This is a genomic window from Acidovorax sp. JG5, from assembly GCF_017939685.1.
Classification (GTDB): Bacteria; Pseudomonadota; Gammaproteobacteria; order Burkholderiales; family Burkholderiaceae_C; genus Acidovorax.
In genome coordinates this window covers 36,445-54,745 of the sequence record NZ_JAGKSE010000005.1, presented here as the reverse complement: position 1 = coordinate 54,745, position 18,301 = coordinate 36,445, and the positions used below count along the sequence as shown (strand labels likewise).

At 66.2% G+C, this 18,301-nt stretch carries 19 protein-coding genes; 15 read left to right on the top strand and 4 right to left on the bottom strand.

From position 1 onward, the window contains the following. Nucleotides 1–73 precede the first annotated feature (73 nt). The 13 genes from soxR (at nt 74) to J8G26_RS07840 (ending at nt 13,977) form a co-directional block, all read left to right on the top strand. Nucleotides 74–535 carry a redox-sensitive transcriptional activator SoxR gene (gene soxR / locus J8G26_RS07900; RefSeq protein WP_210568526.1) on the top strand — a complete coding sequence of 154 codons (462 nt, stop codon included), beginning with the start codon at nt 74–76 and terminating at the stop codon, nt 533–535. A 114-nt stretch (nt 536–649) separates the two neighbouring features. Further along, nucleotides 650–1,537 (top strand): AraC family transcriptional regulator, encoded by an 888-nt coding sequence (locus J8G26_RS07895; RefSeq protein WP_210568525.1) that lies wholly within the window; start codon nt 650–652, stop codon nt 1,535–1,537. 105 nt (nt 1,538–1,642) lie between these two features. After that, nucleotides 1,643–3,754 carry a TonB-dependent siderophore receptor gene (locus J8G26_RS07890; RefSeq protein ID WP_210568524.1) on the top strand — a complete coding sequence of 704 codons (2,112 nt, stop codon included), beginning with the start codon at nt 1,643–1,645 and terminating at the stop codon, nt 3,752–3,754. Nucleotide 3,755: 1 nt separating this feature from the next. Further along, nucleotides 3,756–5,429 (top strand): PepSY-associated TM helix domain-containing protein, encoded by a 1,674-nt coding sequence (locus J8G26_RS07885; protein WP_210568523.1) that lies wholly within the window; start codon nt 3,756–3,758, stop codon nt 5,427–5,429. Further along, entirely contained in the window at nt 5,426–5,830 is a 405-nt protein-coding gene (locus tag J8G26_RS07880) for a cupin domain-containing protein (protein WP_210568522.1), read from the top strand. The genes J8G26_RS07885 and J8G26_RS07880 overlap by 4 nt, the downstream gene beginning before the upstream one ends. A gap of 1 nt (nt 5,831) precedes the next feature. Further along, a complete protein-coding gene (locus tag J8G26_RS07875) occupies nt 5,832–7,082 on the top strand; it encodes a RhtX/FptX family siderophore transporter (protein ID WP_210568521.1) in 1,251 nt (416 codons plus the stop codon). 97 nt (nt 7,083–7,179) lie between these two features. Continuing rightward, entirely contained in the window at nt 7,180–8,556 is a 1,377-nt protein-coding gene (locus J8G26_RS07870; RefSeq protein WP_210568520.1) for a CoA transferase, read from the top strand. Nucleotides 8,557–8,561: 5 nt separating this feature from the next. Further along, complete coding sequence (locus J8G26_RS07865; protein ID WP_210568519.1) at nt 8,562–9,095, top strand: AAA family ATPase; 534 nt, start codon at nt 8,562–8,564, stop codon at nt 9,093–9,095. Nucleotides 9,096–9,299: 204 nt separating this feature from the next. Next, on the top strand, nt 9,300–9,737 hold the full coding sequence (locus J8G26_RS07860) for a TIGR03757 family integrating conjugative element protein (protein ID WP_114862086.1): 438 nt from the start codon (nt 9,300–9,302) through the stop codon (nt 9,735–9,737). Continuing rightward, nucleotides 9,734–10,684 carry a TIGR03756 family integrating conjugative element protein gene (locus tag J8G26_RS07855; protein ID WP_210568518.1) on the top strand — a complete coding sequence of 317 codons (951 nt, stop codon included), beginning with the start codon at nt 9,734–9,736 and terminating at the stop codon, nt 10,682–10,684. The genes J8G26_RS07860 and J8G26_RS07855 overlap by 4 nt, the downstream gene beginning before the upstream one ends. 11 nt (nt 10,685–10,695) lie before the next feature. Continuing rightward, nucleotides 10,696–12,093 (top strand): integrating conjugative element protein, encoded by a 1,398-nt coding sequence (locus J8G26_RS07850; RefSeq protein WP_104727372.1) that lies wholly within the window; start codon nt 10,696–10,698, stop codon nt 12,091–12,093. Beyond that, nucleotides 12,090–12,440 (top strand): hypothetical protein, encoded by a 351-nt coding sequence (locus J8G26_RS07845; protein ID WP_031635005.1) that lies wholly within the window; start codon nt 12,090–12,092, stop codon nt 12,438–12,440. Before J8G26_RS07850 ends, J8G26_RS07845 begins: the two co-directional genes overlap by 4 nt. A gap of 13 nt (nt 12,441–12,453) precedes the next feature. Then, entirely contained in the window at nt 12,454–13,977 is a 1,524-nt protein-coding gene (locus J8G26_RS07840; RefSeq protein ID WP_095377334.1) for a conjugal transfer protein TraG N-terminal domain-containing protein, read from the top strand. A 14-nt stretch (nt 13,978–13,991) separates the two neighbouring features. Here J8G26_RS07840 and J8G26_RS07835 read toward each other — a convergent pair whose 3' ends face one another. Genes J8G26_RS07835 through J8G26_RS07825 form a run of 3 tightly spaced genes read right to left on the bottom strand, consistent with a single transcriptional unit; the run spans nt 13,992 to nt 15,051 of the window. Then, nucleotides 13,992–14,363, bottom strand: a complete 372-nt coding sequence (locus tag J8G26_RS07835) for a DUF3742 family protein (RefSeq protein WP_095377335.1) — start codon at nt 14,361–14,363, stop codon at nt 13,992–13,994. Between the two features lie 56 nt (nt 14,364–14,419). Beyond that, nucleotides 14,420–14,833, bottom strand: coding sequence for a putative toxin-antitoxin system toxin component, PIN family (locus tag J8G26_RS07830; protein ID WP_210568517.1), 414 nt, complete (start codon nt 14,831–14,833; stop codon nt 14,420–14,422). Next, nucleotides 14,833–15,051, bottom strand: a complete 219-nt coding sequence (locus tag J8G26_RS07825; RefSeq protein WP_006489017.1) for an AbrB/MazE/SpoVT family DNA-binding domain-containing protein — start codon at nt 15,049–15,051, stop codon at nt 14,833–14,835. Before J8G26_RS07825 ends, J8G26_RS07830 begins: the two co-directional genes overlap by 1 nt. Before the next feature lie 329 nt (nt 15,052–15,380). Here J8G26_RS07825 and mobH point away from each other — a divergent pair, with 329 nt between their 5' ends. Continuing rightward, a complete protein-coding gene (gene mobH, locus J8G26_RS07820) occupies nt 15,381–17,225 on the top strand; it encodes a MobH family relaxase (RefSeq protein ID WP_060833122.1) in 1,845 nt (614 codons plus the stop codon). A 23-nt stretch (nt 17,226–17,248) separates the two neighbouring features. On the opposite strand, the gene J8G26_RS07815 is transcribed toward mobH, so the two are convergent. After that, a complete protein-coding gene (locus tag J8G26_RS07815; protein ID WP_060833131.1) occupies nt 17,249–17,548 on the bottom strand; it encodes a helix-turn-helix transcriptional regulator in 300 nt (99 codons plus the stop codon). Nucleotides 17,549–17,652: 104 nt separating this feature from the next. Here J8G26_RS07815 and J8G26_RS07810 point away from each other — a divergent pair, with 104 nt between their 5' ends. After that, nucleotides 17,653–18,276, top strand: coding sequence for a LysR family substrate-binding domain-containing protein (locus tag J8G26_RS07810; protein WP_060833123.1), 624 nt, complete (start codon nt 17,653–17,655; stop codon nt 18,274–18,276). The last annotated feature ends 25 nt before the right edge of the window (nt 18,277–18,301 follow it).

Genomic DNA, 18,301 nt, shown 5'->3' with positions numbered 1-18,301 from the left:
TGGCCGCCGCGAAGGGGCTTGCCAGGATCGACGCGGCGGACTATAAAACCTCAAGTAAAGTTGAGGTCAAGCCATGCACCCGAAGAAGCCGATCGATTTCTCGCGCCTGCTCACCGTGGGCGAGGTGGCGCACCGCGCGGGCGTGCCGGTTTCCACCATCCACTTCTACGAGTCGAAGGGACTGATCGCCAGCACACGCAACGCCGGCAACCAGCGCCGGTTCGCCTCGGTCGTGTTGCGCTACATCGCCGTGATCAAGGTGGCCCAGCGCACGGGCATTCCCCTTGAGGAAATCAAGGAGGCACTTGGCCGCTATCCACCGGGAAGCAAACTCACCGCGGCCCAGTGGCGGGAACTGTCTACACGCTGGCGCACCAATCTGGATGAACGCATCACCAAACTGACCCGGCTGCGCGACGAACTGGACAGTTGCATTGGTTGTGGATGCCTGTCGCTGGACGAATGCCCGTTGCGCAATCCCCAGGACGCACTGGGGGCGGAAGGGCCCGGTCCCCGCATCCTCGAACGGCCGTGACGACCACAGCCATTCATGGCCGGCCGATGCGAAGCGCCTTCGTGAGGTCCGACAAGGACCTGATGCATTGCCAGCAGGGTGGCTGGACCGGCTTGTCGATGCGAATGGGCAATAATGATTGTCATTAACATATGTGGCAGGGTGATGATGTCCGGGCAATGGCAGTTACAGGCTTCGACGGCGCCGATGACCATCGGCGGCGGCGCGATGCGCGTGAAGCCGGACCAGGTCATCACCGAAGACAACGAGCCGGGGTTGAAACTCGTGCTCATGCTCGGGGACGGCGCTGTCCGCTATCGCATGCCACCGTCGCAGCCCACCCAGGTGAGCGGGCCGGCCCTCCACCTGAGCTTGAGCGACCAGCCTTTCACGGTCACCCATAGCTTCCATGCCCATACGCCCCTGCGCTATGTGGCCGTACGCATGCCCCAGTCGAGCCTGATGCAGTGGTTCGACACGCAAGGCAGGCCCATGGATCGCCTCCTGGACATGGCCGGCTCGACGCCGTTCATCCACGATGCGAAGGCGGGCCCGGCGTTGCAGGCACTGGCAAAGCAATTGCTGCTATGTCCTTTGCAGGGCGCGTTGCGCGACTTGTACCTGTCTGGGAAGGCGCTGGAGTTGACGGCCAACGTGCTGGCAACGCTGGACGTCCAACTGCCCTCGTCGACAGCAATCACCCTGCCGGTACGCCATCGCGATCGCCTCCATCGCGCCCACGAAATACTGATGCGCGATATCAGCCATCCGCCGGGACTCGACTGGCTGGCAAGCCAGGTCGGGCTGAGCGTCACGCTCCTGACGCGTGGCTTTCGCCAGTTGTTCGGCATGAGCATCTACGAGTTCGTGCGGGAGCAGCGTCTCCAGCAAGCCTATCGAATGCTGGCGACCGGGGAATGCAGCGTCTCCGCCACCGCCGGCATGTGCGGCTATACCGACTCACATTTCTCCAAGGCCTTCCAAAAGCGCTTCGGCATCGCGCCGCACACACTCTGCCGCTGAACGATATCGGCGAGCGCCAGAAGAATACCGGCCAGCGCCATTGGCAGCGCTGCGCGATGCCTAGACTCAATGCAATTGATTCCCAGTTGCTTTTGAGTCCTTGCCATGTCTATCTCCAGAACGCGTGGATGGCTGCGCGCGAGCAGTTGTTCCAGCCTGTCGACCTTGCTGTTGCTCCCACTAGGTGCCTTCGCACAATCGACCACCGAAATCAGCCAGCTGGACACCGTCACGGTGACAGCCGACCGGGAAACCACGCCCTCGCTGCTGAAGGGTTCGCAGACGCTGAGGGAAACGCCCCAGTCCGTGACCATCATCACGCGCGAACGGATGGACCAGCAAAACCTGCACAGCCTGGACGAGGTCCTGCAGCACGCCCCCGGCATCACGGTGCAGCCGTACCAGTTGCTGACCACCGGCTACTACGCTCGCGGCTTCAAAATCGACTCGTTCCAGCAGGACGGGGTCCCCATCCAGATGGGGCAGATGGCCAGCCCGCCCCAGGATGCCGGTATCTACGAGCGCGTCGAGATCCTGCGTGGCGCCAACGGCCTGATGCAGGGATCGGGCAACCCGGCCGCGACGGTCAACCTCGTTCCCAAGCGCGCTCCGCGCGAGTTCCTGGCGAATGGCGAGTTGTCGGCCGGCAGTTGGAATCGCTATCGCGGCCTGCTCGACGTGGGCGGCCCGCTCAACGAGAGCGGCAGCCTGAGGGCCCGCATCGTGGCCAACCACGAGGATCGCGATTTCTTCTACGACGTCGCCGGCCAGAAGACCAGTTCGGTCTATGGCACGGCCGATCTCGACCTGGGGCCGGACACGGTGCTGACCGTCGGCCTGCAGCGGCAACGCATCCGCTCCACCACCAACATGGCCGGCGTGCCGTTCTACAAGGACGGCTCCGACATCGGCCTGCCTCGCTCCACCTATCTGGACGTGGATTGGGATCGATTCGATTGGGACACCACGCGCGTATTCGGCGGGATCGAGCACGCCTTCGGCAATGCATGGACGGCCAAGCTGTCCGTCAACTACCAGAACGGCGACTCCAAGTTGAAATACGCCGGCGCCAATGGGGCGGTCGATCCCGCCACGGGCACCGGGCCGCGCCTGACCGGAGCAGCCTACAAGTTCGAGAACGACCAGAAGAGCGTCGACGGCTACCTAAACGGCCCCTTCGAGTTCCTGGGGCGCCGCCACGAGGCCACCGTTGGCTGGAACTACCAGCGCACGAGCCTTGAGCAGTTCTCCGCGAACTTCCTGACGCCGGTGAACCAGCCCGTGAACGTCTGGGACTGGGACCCCGGCAGCGTGCCCGAACCCGGCATCGGACCCTACGCGTCCCGTGGCCCGACCCGCACGACGCAATCCGGCCTCTATGCGGTGGGACGGTTCTCGCTGGCAGATCCTCTCACGTTGATCACCGGGGTCAGGCTGAGCCGCTGGAAACAGGAGGGCGCAGGCACGTCCACCAAACTGGGAAACGAACTCACACCCTACGGCGGCGTGGTCCTCGACATCGCCCCCCAGTGGTCCCTGTACGCGAGCTACGCGCAGATCTTCCAGCCGCAGACCCAGACGACCTGGGATGGGAAGACGCTGGACCCCGTCAAGGGCACCAACCTGGAAGCGGGCATCAAGGGCGAGTTGCTGGATGGCCGGCTCAACACCAGCCTGGCGTTCTTCAACATCCGCCAGCGCAATCGCGCCCAGATGGACCCGGCGTACCCGTGCGCCGGGATGACCTGCTTCTACATCAGTGGCGGTGAGGTGGAAAGCCAGGGCGTGGAAGCCGAGATCAGCGGCCGGCCGCTGCCTGGTCTCGACCTCTCGTTCGGCTATACCTACAACACCACGAAGTACCTGAAGGATGCCCAATCGCAAGGGCAGGCCTTCGCCAGCTTCACGCCCAGGCACATCGCACGCCTGTGGGCCCACTATGCGTTTCCCTGGGACGGCGGCCGCCTCAGCGCCGGCATGGGCGTGCAGGCGCAAAGCGCCTATACCGTGCAGTCGGGTGGCCTGACGCTGCGCCAGGGCGGCTATGCGCTGGTCAGCGCGCGCTTGGGCTACCGCATCAACCGCAACCTGAGCGCGGCCCTGCATCTCAACAACCTGTTCGACCGCCGCTACTACCAAAGCCTCTCCAGCCCGCAGTGGAACAACCGCTACGGGGAACCGAGAAGCGTCATGCTGACCCTGCGAGCGCAGTACTGACATGCAGCCCTCCGGTTTCAATGGCCGGGCGCGAGGACTGTTCGTACTGGTCGTGGCACCGCTGGTGAGTATCGGCGTAGCCGTCGGGATGACATGCCTTGGGTCCGGCTCCGATCCACTGAATCGCCTCTATGCAGGGCTGTTCTGCGCCGTGCTCACGCAGTGTGCGCTGCTCGCGGTCGGCCTGGTGGCTGGCCGTCCGGCCGGCTTGCCACTGCGCAGGGCGCTGTCCACCAGCCACCACTGGATGGGCGCGATGCTCGGCGGCATCCTTTTCGTCATCTGCCTGAGCGGTGCGCTGTCGGTGCTGAAGCCGGAATTGCGCAGCTGGGAAATGCCCACCGAACGGCAGCTTGCCCAGGCCCCCATCGGGCTGGATGACCTGCTCGCGAAGGCGTTGGCAGCCTTTCCCGAGGCAGATTCACTTCAGTTCGACAGGCCCGAGGCCGGCCCTGGGTCATGGCACGTTCAACCCATGCGGTCGCAACAACGATGGGCAGGCCCTGCGCCAACCCTGTCTGTGCCACCCGTGCCTGCCGTGCATGGCGACCTGACCGGCATCGTCACCCGCCTGCACAACACCTTTTTCGCGGGCTTCCCCGGTCGCGTCTTCGTAAGCCTGTTCGGGTTTGCGCTGGGCGCCCTAGTCGTCGGCGGCGTGGTGTTGCATCCCCGGCAGGAAGGCACGCTGTGGCGTTTGCGCCTGGGTGCCGGGTTGCGTACCGCAGCCTACGATGCCCACCGGCTGTTCGGCCTGTGGCTGGCGCCGCTGCTGTTGCTGATCGCGGTCACCGGCGTCTTCTCGGGACTCGGGGCGCTGGCCACGGTCCAGTTGGCACCGCTCGCCTTCCCCGACAAGCCGGGCCAGGTGATGCAGGCATTGATGCAGCCCTATGCGCGCCCGGCCAGCGGGCATCGTGCGCCCATGGCCAGCATGGACGAATTGATGCTGCGCCATCGTCAGATGAATCCCGACTTTCGTGTCCAGGGCATCAGTGTCCACCACTGGGGCGACGCGCATGCCTACGCCACGCTGCGCGGCACGCAGCGCTGGCAATTGAGCACGGCCATCTTCGAGCGCTATCACTATGCCCTCACGGACCTGAGCCTGCTGCGGCACGACAGCGCGGCCAACCAGGGCCCATTCACGCAAGGCTTCATCGCTATCCAACCCCTGCACTTCGCCCGCTACGCCGACGCCGCCAGCCGGTGGCTGCACGCGCTGGCGGGCCTGGCCGGCGCGCTGCTGGCCGCCAGCGGCACCTGGCTGTGGCTCAAGCGACGCGCCAATGACGAGGTCGCTCGGCATCTCCGCCCCTGGCTGAGCGGCATGACACTCGGCCTTGTACTGGCGTGCAGTGCCTTGTTCGCCATCACGGCGTTGACGCCTGACTCATGGCCGTCGCGCGAGCGCTGGCAGGCCATGGGATTCGGGCTGGCCTGGGCGGGTGCGCTGGTTTGCTGCCTGCTGCCGGGGAAATGGCGCGCACGACTGCCCACCACATTGCTGCGGCTGGCTGCGGCGCTTCTCGCCGTGGCGGCCGCAGCCAGCCTTGCAACCCAATGGCGTGGCGCCTGGCAAGCGCCATGGCCAGCCCTGTCGATCAATTTCCTGCTCCTGCCGAGCGCCATCGCGCTCTGGGGCACCGCCCGCAAACTGAAAACAACACCATGACAACTGATCCCACCCAGATGCTGAAACCCTTCTCCCTGACTCGCACACTGGCAGTCCTGCAACCCGGTTCCGCGTTGCAGTTGGTCCCCTTCAGCGAACGTGGCCGCGTGCAGTCCGACTGGATCATCGGCATCCGCGCCTTCCGCGATTCCACTTCGGTCCACGGCAGTCACTGGGAACGTCACCCCCGCGGCGACGAGATGCTCACAGTGCTTCAAGGCTGTATCGACGTCGTGCTGGATACGCCCCTTGAGGAAACGCGCCTGCACGTCGATGCCGGGCATTCCCTCATCGTTCCTCAAGGGTGCTGGCACCGGCTGGAAGTGGTGCAGCCAGGGCAATTGCTGTTCGTGACACCGGCGACCGACAGCGAGCATCGGCAACGAGATTCGGAACGCTGATATGAGCGGATCATCATCGTTCTCGCGCACGCCCGCCAGACTCTGGCCGCTGATCGCCTGCCTGTACGTATCCCAGGGCATTCCTTTCGGCCTGGCGATGGAAGCCATGCCCGCTTCCCTGCGGCATGCCGGCACGGACCTGCAGGCCTTGGCCTGGCTGCCACTCGTGGGACTGCCCTGGGTGCTGAAGTGGCTCTGGGCGCCGTGGATGGACAATCATTGGAGCTCACGCACCGGTCGCCGCCGCAGTTGGATTCTGCCCATGCAAGGCCTGGTACTGGCGGCGCTGCTTGCGGTCGCCCTGCTGGGCCTATCGGTGCAGACGCTGCCCTGGATCCTGGGCCTGGCGGTGACGGCCTCGCTGGCCAGCGCGACCCAGGACGTGGCCACGGATGCCCTCGTCGCGGAGCAGTTTGCGACCGAATCCCTGCCCATGGTCAATGCGATTCAAGTGGCCAGCACCATGGTGGGTTTCTTCTACGGCGGTCCGGTCTTTCTCATGCTCTACGGGACGCTCGGACTGACTTGGGCCATCGTTGGACTGGTCCTGCCCATCGCCGCGAGCCTGGTGCTCACGCTGTCATGGCACGAACCACAGGCGCTTGAAGTGGCGGCAAGAACCAGCAAGGCCAGTCAATGGCACTTCCTGCGATCGGGCCGCAATGCCTGGGCGCTGGTCGTCGCGGCATGCCTGTCCGCCATCACCGTGGTGGCATGTCACGGTCTGGGCAAGCTGTTGCTGGTCGATGCGCAATGGCCGCTGGCCCGCGTCGGCCAGGTCGGCATGCTGGGGGGCGCGTTCACGATCCTGGTGGGGTGCGGTGGCGGCGCATGGCTCGTGCGTCGGTTCGGGGCCTGGCCCGCGTTCCAGTTCGGCATTGCCAGCGCTGGCCTGTCGGCCGTGACCTGGGCCTGGCTCGCAACGCAAACGCCGGCCATGCCCATGACCGCTGTCGTCATGGCCACGGTACTGGCCAGCATCGGATCGGGTTGCGCCTCGGTGGCCATCATGACCGCCGCGATGAATTTCTGCCGGCGACGCACCCAGGCCGGCACCGACATGACGATGGTACAGAGCGCGCGCGACCTCGGCGAAACGATGGCGTCCTCGTTCCTGATCGCTTTGGCCGCGAGGGTGGGCTACAAAGAAGGGTTCCTGCTGGGTCTCGGGCTGGCGGTGCTGACCATGCTTGCGACCGCCTGGATGCTGCGCTCGCATCGTGCGAGGCGATCCCACGCCCCGGGATCGTGAGCCTGCTTATTCGATCGCAGAACAGGCTGGCGGCGAATCACTGTTGGCAGGGTGGAATGTCGATTGGGCAGGCGCCCCCCTGAAAGGAGATCCTTCGATGAACTCGTGTGACGCGCTGAGCGCGCTATGGCCGCTGTCCGGACTGCCATCGCAAGCCCTGGATTGGATCCACTTGACCCGACAAGACCCGGTGTTTCCCTCGTCCTTCGCCGTCGGCACCGCCGCGCAGACCAGCATTGCCGCGGCCGCGCTCGCCGCCTGCGAAGTGGGCCATGGGCGGGGCGTTCCGCGCCAGCGCGTCGCCGTGGACATGGCCCACGCCGCCGCCGAATGCACCGGCTGGTTCACGCTCGACGGCCATGAGCCCGAGCTGTGGGACCCGTTCGCCGGCCTGTACCGCTGCGCCGATGGCCACGTGCGTGTCCACACCAACTTCCCGCACCACCGCGATGGCGCGCTGCACCTGCTGGGTCTGGACCCGGCAACTGCCACACGCGCCGACGCCGAGCAGGCCCTGCGGGCTTGGAAGGCGCTGGACTTCGAGCAGGCCGCGGCCGACCACGCGCTGGTGGCCACGGCGCTGCGCAGCTTCGCCGAGTGGGATGCCACGCCCCAGGGCCAAGCCGTGGCCGCGCAACCGCTGATGACGATCACCCGGATCGCCGATGCGCCACCGCGCGCACTGCCGCCCCTGGCGGTCGATGAACGGCCGCTCGCCGGTCTACGGGTGCTCGACCTCACTCGCATCCTGGCCGGACCCGTCGGCGGGCGGGCATTGGCATCGTTCGGCGCGGACGTGATGCTGGTCAATTCACCGAACCTGCCCAACATCGCCGCCATCGCCGAGACCAGCCGCGGCAAGCGCTCGGCGCACATCGACCTGCGCACCGAGGCTGGGCGCGAGACGCTGTGGCGGCTCGTGGAAGACGCCCACGTGTTCTCGCAGGGCTACCGGCCCGGTGGCCTGGCCGCGCTCGGCTTCTCGCCCGAGGCCCTGGCCGCGCGCCGGCCCGGCATCGTCGCCATTTCGCTCACCGCCTACGGCACCCGAGGCCCCTGGGCTGGCCGGCGCGGCTTCGACTCATTGGTGCAGACCGCCATGGGATTCAACCACGCCGAGGGCGAGGCGGCGGGCGACGGCCGGCCGCGCGCGCTGCCGATGCAGATCCTCGACCAGGCCAGCGGCTTCCTGATGGCCTTCGGCGCGGCCGCGGCGCTCCGGAGGCAGCAGCATGAAGGCGGAAGCTGGCACGTCCAGGTGTCGCTGGCACAAACCGGACACTGGCTGCGCGGCCTGGGGCGCATCGAGAATGGCCTGCGGGTCGACAAGCCGGATGTCACGCCCTGGTTCGCCGAAGACATCTCCGGCTTCGGTCTGCTGCGCGCGGTGCGGCCCAGTGCGCAACTGGCGCGAACGCCGGCTGGCTATGCGCGGCCGTCGGTGCAGCCGGGCACCGATGACCCGCATTGGTGACGCGCATGCAATCCCGTGTGGTCATTTCGGGGTGCTCCGGCGGCGGCAAGTCGACCCTGCTCGGGGAACTGCGGCGGCGTGGTCATGCGACCGTCGCCGAACCCGGGCGGAGGATCATCGCCGAGCAGACTCGACAGGGCGGCAACGCCCTGCCATGGACCGACATGGCGGCCTTTCTGCGCGAGGCGCTGCGCGTCGCCGCCATGGATCTCGAAGGCGCGGCTCGGGACGCTGGTCCGGTTTTCTTCGACCGAGGGCTGATCGACGCCGCTGCAGCGCTTCAGCGACTGTTCGGTGTACCTCTGTCGGAAAGCCTGGGCGAATCCCGCCCTTATGGGCGGCTCGTGTTCCTCGCACCGCCCTGGCCGGACATCTATTGCGCCGACGGGGCGCGGCGGCACGGCTTTCCCGAGGCTGAGGCGGAGTACGCCCACCTGGATGCCACCTACCGGGCACTCGGCTACGAAGTCAGGTTGCTTCCGCGCGCCAGTGTGGCCGAGCGGGCCGACTTCGTTCTCCAAGCGATTCATCGCTGCTGAAGGCGAGACGAACGTGCGGCGGCCGTCTTGGCCGTCGATCCGAACACGTCCTTGTCGCAGGCGCACTCGCAGGCACCGTTTGGGGTGACCACGCGATGACAGGGATGGCGAAAACGGGGCGAAGCGGTCTCCGGTTTGTTTGTCGTGTCGAAGCCGGATTTCGGTTCGACTGTCATCGGATTGGCTTCCCTCCGGTGTTGTCTCATGGACTCTTGCGCTGTTCCTCATGCCGCTCGCGCTCGCTCAGCATGGTTTGCTTCCGGCATTGCCATCCTGGCATTGGCCACCCGCGCCGCCGCGGCGGAAGTATGGGTCGTTACCGACTCGCATCATCCGGTCCATGGCCAGGCTGACCGGCACCTCATCCTGGACGCGGCCGCGGTGCTCGAAGCGGAGCTGGCCGACAACCTGCCCACCGATCCTGAGCGCGCCAGCGCCATCGTCCAGCAACGCCTGAAGCTGGGCGGTACAGACCTGCAGCGAAGGATCGGCACCGCCTACCAGGGCGTTGCCGATGCCTGGAGCCTTGGCGTCGCCAAGGTTCCGGCCATCGTGGTGGATCGCCGATACGTGGTCTATGGCGAGGCGGACGTGGCCCGTGCGGTTGCCCGCATCGACCAATACCGGAGGACGCAGCCATGACGAGGCGTCCGTTCGCGCCATCCCGGTGCCAGCGGTTGGCCATCGCAGCGCTGCTGCTGGGGTGTTCCGCATCGTCCTTCGCACTGAACACGGCCACCATCGTGGCCTCCACCCTGTCGCCGGATTGCCTGGAGTACCGCGTCACCGGCATCTGCTATTGGCTCTATTGCACCTGGACGGGATGCACCGTGCGCACCTCGGTCAAGGTGCGCCACTACATCCCGGATGCCGTGGTGTCGAGCTACTCGAACACCGGCGAGAACTCTTGGGTCGAGGTGCGGGCGATGAGCCTGCCGAACCCGACCGCGAAGGCCGGCGGCGACGGCACCACCAACGAGGATCACGAGAACAACCTGGCGAAGTTCAAGAACGCCGACGTCATCGGCCATCCCGGTGGCCATGTGTTCAGCCAGTTCGCCAGCGCCTCCGGCTACACCTGCGAGGGCGCCGGTACCGCCTTCATGCCCTATCTGCTGAGCACGCTCGACACGCTGGCATGGCGCTACAACATCCCCGAGGCGCTGTATCCGGAAGCACTGATTCCGGGCCGGCGCGAGATCGGCACGCGTACGGGCCTGAATCTCTGGGGCAACGTCTATCCGCGAGGCGGCTTCCTGCACCAGGTGGATGACCACAAGGCCGCAGCCGTGGTCGCCCAGCGCGCGGGTGACATCGTGACGCGCCGCAACCAGATCCACGTCTACCAACCGCTGCTCGCCAGTTCGCGCGATGGCTACTGGCCGGCCGGCGCCCTGATGGAAACCGATGCCGCCACGGGCAAGTGGCAGGAGCTGACCCCCACGCTGTCCAGCAGTTGCGCGGTATTCCCCCACGGCAATGCCAAGGTGCAGGCCCGGCGAGGCGACTACGCCTGGGCATTGTGGCGTCCTTATAGCTGCTGCCAGCGCCGCGGCCAGGCGTTCCTCGGCAGCGTCGATTTCCTGTGAGACCCGATGCCATGACGAATTCATTTCCGAGCGCCCGTCGATTTCTGTACGTCGCATTGGCCGTTGTCGCAGCGCTGAGCTACTCCAGCGCCGGGGCGCAGACCAGCGTCAACGAGTACGGCGTCCAGCATCAAGGCAGCGTGATCGGCGACGACGTGCTCTACAGCATTGGGGGCGGCCGCGCGGTGTCCATGAGCGGTGCGGCCAACATGCACTCCATCGGCGTTGGCGTCGGCTGGAACAGCAACCTGATCTGTGGCGACATGAGCATCACCACCACGCTGCAGAACCAGTTGAACGGCATCACCAATGGCTTCCAGGCCATCATGTCCTCGGTGATCCAGAACGCCACCGCTGCCGTGGCGTCGCTGCCCGCGTTGATCATCCAGCGCGCCGATCCAGGGCTGTACAACCTGTTGACCAATGGGGTGCTGCAAGCCAGGCTGGATTTCGATCGCAGCAAGCTGACCTGCCGTGCCATCGCCAATCGCATGGCCGACATGGCGGGTGGGCAGCTCGGCTGGGACCAGCTCGCCGAAGGCATGGCGCTGAAGCAGGCCGTCGCGAGCACCGATGCGGTCTCGGCGATCGACGACGCCGAGGCGAACCGTGGCAACAATGGCGTGCCGTGGGTCGGCGGAGACAACGCTGGCGGCGCGGGCCAACGTCCGGTGCGTGTGGTCGGCGACGTGACCCGCGCCGGCTACAACCTGCTCAATGGCCGTGGCGTCGGCGATGCCAGTTCGATTCCGCAAGCCAGTTGCAGCGGCAACCTGGCCTGCCAGACCTGGAGTTCGCCCGATGCCGCCGCGGCCTGGGCCGTTCGCGTGCTGGGCGAGCAGGAACAGCGCACCTGCGATGCATGCACCAAGACCGTCACCACGCCGGGCGTTGGCCTGACCCCGCTGATCCAGGAGGAATACGAGGACAAGCTGCAGGCCCTGCAGGAGTTGGTCGCCGGCAGCCGGCCAACCACGGCGCAGAACCTGCAGGCTGCGAGCAGCGCGTCGCTGCCCATCACACGTGGGGTGATCGAGGCGCTGCGCGACGAGACGGACCAGGACATCCTGGCTCGGCGCCTGGCCTCGGAGGTCGCGCTGGCCAGCGTGCTGGAGAAGGCGCTGCTGCTGCAACGCACGCTGCTGACCGGGCGCAAGGAGCCCAACGTGGCCGCCAACGAACTGGCCCAGAAGGCCGTCACCCACGAAAGCGACATCCTCGATCGCGAGATTCACAACCTGAAGGCAGAGCTGGAGCTGCGCCGCGAACTGGCCAGCAACTCGCCGATGGCGATCATCCAGCGCCACAGCACCCGTGCCGCCGGTGCGCGTGGGATCTACGAGGGTGACCCGGTACGCAATCGGGTCGATGAACTGCAGCGGCCGCCGTCCGGCGGAAGCCATCCATGAGTGCCGCCGGGCGGTGCCTGCGCTGGCTGTCCAGCCAGCGCGCCATCCTGGTGCTGGTGTGGACGGTGTCGCTGCTGATCGCCGCGACCGCCGTCAATGTGGTCGGCATCCGCATCGCGGGCGGCATCGAGGGCTGGCAGCGCTGGATGGCGGCGCAATCCGGGGCCTTCCTGGCCTGGCGGTTGTTGCTGTATGCCGCCACCGCCTGGGGTTGGCTGTGGATGCGACGTCGCCTGCGCGCGCGGGAACCGGAGCGCGCTGCCGGGCAGCGGCTGCTGCGCGCGGAGATTGCGGCCATCGTCGCCGTGATCGTGCTGGAAGCCAGCCTGCTGATGCAGGCACGGTAGCGCGGGGTTCGCCATGACGCTGTACACCACCGACTACCTGGAGTACTACCTGACGCTGGTGTCCTGGGTGGTCCACAACGGCATCTGGTCGGTGCTGGTCGCCAGCGGCATGTTCGCCGTCCCGTTCCTGGCGATCGTCATCCAGGAATGGTTGAAAGCCCGCGCGGAAGGCGCGGACGAAGGCAACAAGGGCGTGCTGTCCTCGGCTCGCATCGAGAGCCGCGTCTTCGTCGCCATCGTGGTGATCATGTTCGCGGGCATTCCCTTCATCGACGTCGATCTCAACACCATCCGCTACGACCATTCGCGCTCGACGCAATGCCAGGTAAGCGTCCCGGAGCCGACCGATACCGGCTGGTCGCAATCGTTCAGCACGATCAACAACCAGTCGGCCAAGGTGCCGGTGTGGTGGTTCGCCATGCACGCGATCTCGCGCGCGATCACCGGCGCCTCGGTCGCGGCCATTCCCTGCGGCACCGACCTGCGGCAGATCCGCATGGACATCGACGCGACTCGCATCGACGACCCGGTGCTGGCCCAGGAGGTCAGCGATTTCACCCGCGACTGCTATGGCCCCGCCCGCGCCAAGCTGTTCATGACCCGGCCCAGCCTGAGCGAGGAGCAGATGCACGACGTCACCTGGATCGGCTCCAGCTACTTCGTCGGCACCGCCGGCTTCTACGACAGCTACCGCTCCAGAACACCGCGCGATGCCTGGCCGTTCGACGCCACGCGCGACGCCGGCCTGGCCGAGGTGCCCGGCGGGGGTGGCTACCCGACCTGCCGGCAGTGGTGGTCCGACGGCGGCCATGGCCTGCGGGCCCGACTGCTGGCCCAGGTCGATCCCAACCTGCTGACGCGACTGGCCGGCTGGGCGGGCTTCCTGAGCCAGGCCGAGGTCAACGACTCGGTGATCCGCGCCGTCGCTAGCCCTCGCCAGCAGAAACTCAACCAGGGGGCGGTCTACACGGACTACGGTGGCCAGATCGACATGACGTTGCCCAACATCGTCACCCGCGCCGCCAGCGACGTGGGGCTGACCGTCGGATCACTGGGCTATTTCCCGGCGATGGACGTGGTGCGGCAGGCGCTGCCGATGGTGCTGTCCCTGCTCAAGATGGCGCTGGTCATCTGCATCCCGCTAGTGCTGCTGATCGGCACCTATGACCTCAAGACCGTGGTCACGGTGAGCGTGGTGCAGTTCGCGCTGTTCTTCACCGACTTCTGGTTTCAACTCGCCCGCTGGATCGACTCGACGATCCTCGATGCGCTCTACGGCTGGGGGTGGGGCTGGAACCGGCCGCACACGAACTTCGATCCGCTGGTGGGCCTCAACAACACCTTCGGAGACATGCTGCTGAACTTCGTGATGGCCACGATGTTTTTGATCTTGCCCACGTTCTGGGTGGCGGCATTGGCCTGGGCTGGTATCCGTGCAGGCAACGTGCTTCAAGGATTGAGTACTGGCACGCGGGATGCCGGACAAGCCGGTGGCAGGGGCGGCGGCTTGATGATCGGTGCGGCCAAGCAGAAATAGCTCCAACCGCCGGTTCAATCGTCTTCGAATCGTGGATCTGGGTCATCGCTGTAGTTGATGGGGTCGTAGGCAAGGCTTTCGCGATGATCCAACTCTTCGGCCTTGCGTCCGAGGAAATCATCGTCGCCTTGCGGCGCTTGCTCCGCCATCCTGGCTGCCATAACGAGAGCGACCAGCAACAGCGCCGCCCAGACCGCGACGTACAGCAACACCCCGAGGGTCGCCAGCTTGACCACCCAGATCAGCACCCTTGCACCGCCTGCCGGCAGTCCCTGCGCCATCAGCCACCGATGCACCCGACGCTCCGCGCGCAGGCAACCGCCCCATACACCGCCCAGCCAGCGGCCGAGTCGTGCTGCGGTGGTCATGCGTGCGGTGTGCTTCATGGTTGGCTACCTCATGGTCGTTCCACGGTCGTTGGGCAAGGCCGTGCCGGTTTCCTTCATGCCTGCCGCGCCGCGAATGCTTCGGCGGTCATGATCAAGCCAGGAAAGTCCTCTCGCATGGCGAGAATGTCTGCATCGCCCGTGATCAACGCATCTGCCTTGCCGACATGCGCGAGCACCAGGAACACCTGATCCTTCTCGTCGCGGCAGACCGGCAGGTCTGGCCATGGCATCGGCAGTTCCACCACATCGGCGTAGGGCAGAAAGTCCGCCAGCAACTCCTGCTGTTCCAAGGTCGACAGCTTGAACTTGGGATAGGCCAGGACGCGCAGCAGTTCGCTGGCCGTCTCCCGGCAGACCAGCGGCTGCAACTGCTGTTGCTGCCAGGCGTGGCGTATCCAGGCCAGGCGTCCTGCATTGAAGATCAGCGCCGACAGCACGATGTTGGTGTCGAGCACGACCCTGCGCATCAGCGCCGTGCCCAGGCCACGGCATCCTCGACGTCCTGCTCGGTGATCCCGAGTTGCTCCAGCTTCTCGCGCACGGCCTGGGCTTTCTGGACCCGCACGGGGGTCAGGACGATCCGACCGCCCTCGACGGTCACGTCGAAGTACTCCGCCGCATCCACGCCGGACACGGCCGCCTTGGGCAGTGTGATCTGATTTTTCGAAGTGAGCTTGGCAAGCATGGAAGGCCTCCGTAAGTTTCAAAGGAAATCTTACTTCCTTACTTCATTCTCGACAAGCAGCCTTCGGGCGCAGGGGTTTCAGGGCCTGCTGCGCTTTCAGCGCCGGTTGAAACGGCCTGATCCGGTGAAAACACAGTGCCTGTTCCGCCCGATCCTGGAGCGCACCGGCTCCACATTGATTGCGGCACACGAAGCCGACTGCCCCTATATCAAAGGGCTTGTCGAAGGCCAAAGGGCTGGGATGGAGCAAGGGAATGGCCTCAAGGGGAAAGGCCCTACCCGAAAAGGCCAAAAGGCTCCTCCGGCCAGCCCATCACCAGGATGTCGCCATGCTTTCGCTGTTCCAGCGCAAACGGGTGCCGCTGGCCACCGCCACCGCGCCACCTCCTGTCGAGCCTGCCAAAGGGCTGACGCCACCGCAGTCGGCCACATCGCTGCTGGCGGAGCCGCGCCGGCAGCGGCTGCTGGAACACATCTGGCAGCGCACCTCGCTGTCGCGTCGGCAGTTCCGCTCGCTGTACCTGGCGCCGCTGGAGCGCTACGCCGAGCTGGTCCAGCAGTTCCCGGCCTCGGAGGCGCATCACCATGCCTGGCCGGGCGGCATGCTGGACCACGGCTTGGAGATCGTGGCCTACGCGCTCAAGCTGAGGCAGTCCCACTTGCTTCCGGCCGGCGCCTCGCCCGAGGCCCAGGCCGCGCAAGCCGAGGCCTGGACCGCCGGGACCGCCTACGCCGCGTTGCTGCACGACATTGGCAAGATCGCGGTCGACCTGCACGTCGAGCAGGCCGATGGCCTGGTCTGGCACCCCTGGCACGGGCCGCTGCGGCAGCCGTACCGCTTTCGTTACCGGACGGATCGCGAGTACCGGCTGCATGGCGCCGCCACGGGACTGCTCTACACCCGTGTGCTCGATGCCGGCATCCTCGACTGGCTGAGCGACTACCAGGACCTGTGGTCGGCGCTGCTGTACGTGCTGGCGGGCCAGTACGAGCATGCCGGCACGCTGGGAGAGCTGGTCGTCAAGGCTGACCAGGCATCGGTGGCCCTGGCGCTCGGCGGTGATCCGGCCAGGGCGATGGCGGCGCCGAAGCATGCGTTGCAGCGCAAGCTGCTGGATGGTCTGCGCTACCTGCTGCGCGAGGAATTCAAGCTGAACCAGCCTGGCGGCCCGTCGGATGGGTGGCTGACCCCGGAGGCACTCTGGCTCGTCAGCAAGACAGTCAGCGACAAGCTGCGCGCACACCTCCTGTCGCAGGGCATCGAAGGCATTCCATCGAACAACACCGCCGTCTTCACGGTGCTCCAGGACCATGGCATCGTGCAGCCCGCCCCGGATGGGAAGGCGATCTGGCGGGCGACAGTCACGAGCGGCACCGGCTGGTCCCACAGCTTTACCTTCCTGCGCCTGTCGCCGGCCTTGATTTGGGAGTCGGGCGAGCGTCCCGCACCGTTCTCCGGCACGGTCACCACGGAAGAGCCCCTCCCTGGCGATGAGACAGCGCCGGCCTCCGCCGGCATCCCGGCCACCTCACCGTCTCCTGGGGTGGCGGATTCCCCGGCCGGGATCGCGGACCCGGTCTCCGATCTGCTGTCGATGCTTGATGCGTCCGACGCAGCCACCACCAGTGCATCGTCCGCCAGCGCGGAACCGCCATCACCATCCGCCGCCGCAACTGCGGCAGTGACTCATTTGTCGCCGACCAGTCCTGCCACCATGCCGGCTCCCACGAAGGCCACGCCGTCCGGGGAAGACTTCATTGCCTGGCTCAAGCAAGGCATCGAATCGCGCAAGCTCATCATCAACGATGCGAAGGCACTGGTGCATACCGTCGATGGCACGGCGTACCTGGTCAGCCCCGGCGTTTTCCAGCGCTACGTGCAGGAACATCCGGAGATCCAGGTGCTGGCCCGGCAGGACAATCTGCACGACTGGCAATGGGTGCAAAAGCGCTTCGAGAAGCTGGGACTGCACCGCAAACAGGACAGCGGCCTGAACATCTGGACCTGCGAAGTCACCGGGCCGCGCAAGTCGCGGCGGTTGCACGGCTATCTGTTGGCGACGCCTTCGACATTGTTCGCGGAAGTCCCGCCGGACAACCCCTACCTGTCCCTGGCGCGGAATTCAGCGCCCCCGGGCACAACGCATGCCAGATGCCTGCGACCAGATGACTGACCGGCCAAGCCCGCGTTGCCGGGCTATTCGATGGTGTCCTGTTCCCCGGACAGTCGCGATTCGGTCGCGGCCATCAGTGCCGCGGCCGAGCACCCCAGCCCCTTCGCGATCCGCAGGATCAACACCAGCGTGGGCATGTGCTCGCCGCGCTCGATCTTGCCCATGTGCGACCGGGCGATGCCCGCCTGTTCCGCGAGCACCTCCTGCGCCAGCCCCTGCGCAGACCGGGCCTCGCGCACGGCAACGCCGAAAGCGCGCGCTGGCTCGCTTTCATAGGTTCTTGTCCCTGCGGGTCTGCCGCGTTGCACCGATCGCTTCTGCATCAGCAGAAGCGTCACGCGCCAAGCGGATTTAAACCACGTTAAACTTATCTCATTGACTGGTCGTGCCCGGTTTTTTCCAGTGTCGGCGTTGTGCAGGTGACACGATGATCGCTTCCGATCCTTTGAACATTGCCCTGTCGGACTGCCTGGCCTATCCCCGGTTGTCGGTGCCGATGGCGGAACATCGCCGGCGCCATCCGAACCACCCCATTCGCCTTCATGAAGAACGCCTGGAGGATCTGCATCGAGGACTGCTCGCGGGGGCTTTCGAGGCAGGCCTCTGCCAGTCGCCCGCAGCACCGGAAGGCATCGATGTCCGCCCCGTCTGGCAAGACGCGCTGGCATTGGCCGTGTCGGCCCACCACCCCTTGCTGGCGTTCGCGTCAGTGTCCCTGGAGCAGGCCGCCGACAACCCGTGGATCGCCCTGGATGCCCGCGACTTTGTGGGCTACTGCGGGCAGATCGACACGCTGCTGATGGCGGCCGGCGTCTTCCCCTCGGACGTCACGACGGCCACCTCGTTCGGGTTGATGATGACCTTGGTGGCCGCCGGCTACGGTGTCTGCCTCGCACCCGTCGCCCGCATCGAGGGCCATCGTCCCCTGGGCGTTTTCCAGCGTCCGTTGCAAGAGGGAGCGCTGACGCTCACCACGTACTTCCTGAGCCGTCGAAATACGGACAGCACCCGCCTGGAGCCGTTCTTCCAAGCGCTCCAGGCAAACGCCTGACCGAACTTCGACGCGACCCTGGCTT

Bases quoted from the DNA above. Each gene is read 5' to 3' on its own strand.
- soxR (WP_210568526.1), top strand. From the start codon at position 74: ATGCACCCGAAGAAGCCGATCGATTTCTCGCGCCTGCTCACCGTGGGC.
- J8G26_RS07895 (WP_210568525.1), top strand. From the start codon at position 650: ATGATTGTCATTAACATATGTGGCAGGGTGATGATGTCCGGGCAATGG.
- J8G26_RS07890 (WP_210568524.1), top strand. From the start codon at position 1,643: ATGTCTATCTCCAGAACGCGTGGATGGCTGCGCGCGAGCAGTTGTTCC.
- J8G26_RS07885 (WP_210568523.1), top strand. From the start codon at position 3,756: ATGCAGCCCTCCGGTTTCAATGGCCGGGCGCGAGGACTGTTCGTACTG.
- J8G26_RS07880 (WP_210568522.1), top strand. From the start codon at position 5,426: ATGACAACTGATCCCACCCAGATGCTGAAACCCTTCTCCCTGACTCGC.
- J8G26_RS07875 (WP_210568521.1), top strand. From the start codon at position 5,832: ATGAGCGGATCATCATCGTTCTCGCGCACGCCCGCCAGACTCTGGCCG.
- J8G26_RS07870 (WP_210568520.1), top strand. From the start codon at position 7,180: ATGAACTCGTGTGACGCGCTGAGCGCGCTATGGCCGCTGTCCGGACTG.
- J8G26_RS07865 (WP_210568519.1), top strand. From the start codon at position 8,562: ATGCAATCCCGTGTGGTCATTTCGGGGTGCTCCGGCGGCGGCAAGTCG.
- J8G26_RS07860 (WP_114862086.1), top strand. From the start codon at position 9,300: ATGGACTCTTGCGCTGTTCCTCATGCCGCTCGCGCTCGCTCAGCATGG.
- J8G26_RS07855 (WP_210568518.1), top strand. From the start codon at position 9,734: ATGACGAGGCGTCCGTTCGCGCCATCCCGGTGCCAGCGGTTGGCCATC.
- J8G26_RS07850 (WP_104727372.1), top strand. From the start codon at position 10,696: ATGACGAATTCATTTCCGAGCGCCCGTCGATTTCTGTACGTCGCATTG.
- J8G26_RS07845 (WP_031635005.1), top strand. From the start codon at position 12,090: ATGAGTGCCGCCGGGCGGTGCCTGCGCTGGCTGTCCAGCCAGCGCGCC.
- J8G26_RS07840 (WP_095377334.1), top strand. From the start codon at position 12,454: ATGACGCTGTACACCACCGACTACCTGGAGTACTACCTGACGCTGGTG.
- J8G26_RS07835 (WP_095377335.1), bottom strand. From the start codon at position 14,363: ATGAAGCACACCGCACGCATGACCACCGCAGCACGACTCGGCCGCTGG.
- J8G26_RS07830 (WP_210568517.1), bottom strand. From the start codon at position 14,833: ATGCGCAGGGTCGTGCTCGACACCAACATCGTGCTGTCGGCGCTGATC.
- J8G26_RS07825 (WP_006489017.1), bottom strand. From the start codon at position 15,051: ATGCTTGCCAAGCTCACTTCGAAAAATCAGATCACACTGCCCAAGGCG.
- mobH (WP_060833122.1), top strand. From the start codon at position 15,381: ATGCTTTCGCTGTTCCAGCGCAAACGGGTGCCGCTGGCCACCGCCACC.
- J8G26_RS07815 (WP_060833131.1), bottom strand. From the start codon at position 17,548: ATGCAGAAGCGATCGGTGCAACGCGGCAGACCCGCAGGGACAAGAACC.
- J8G26_RS07810 (WP_060833123.1), top strand. From the start codon at position 17,653: ATGATCGCTTCCGATCCTTTGAACATTGCCCTGTCGGACTGCCTGGCC.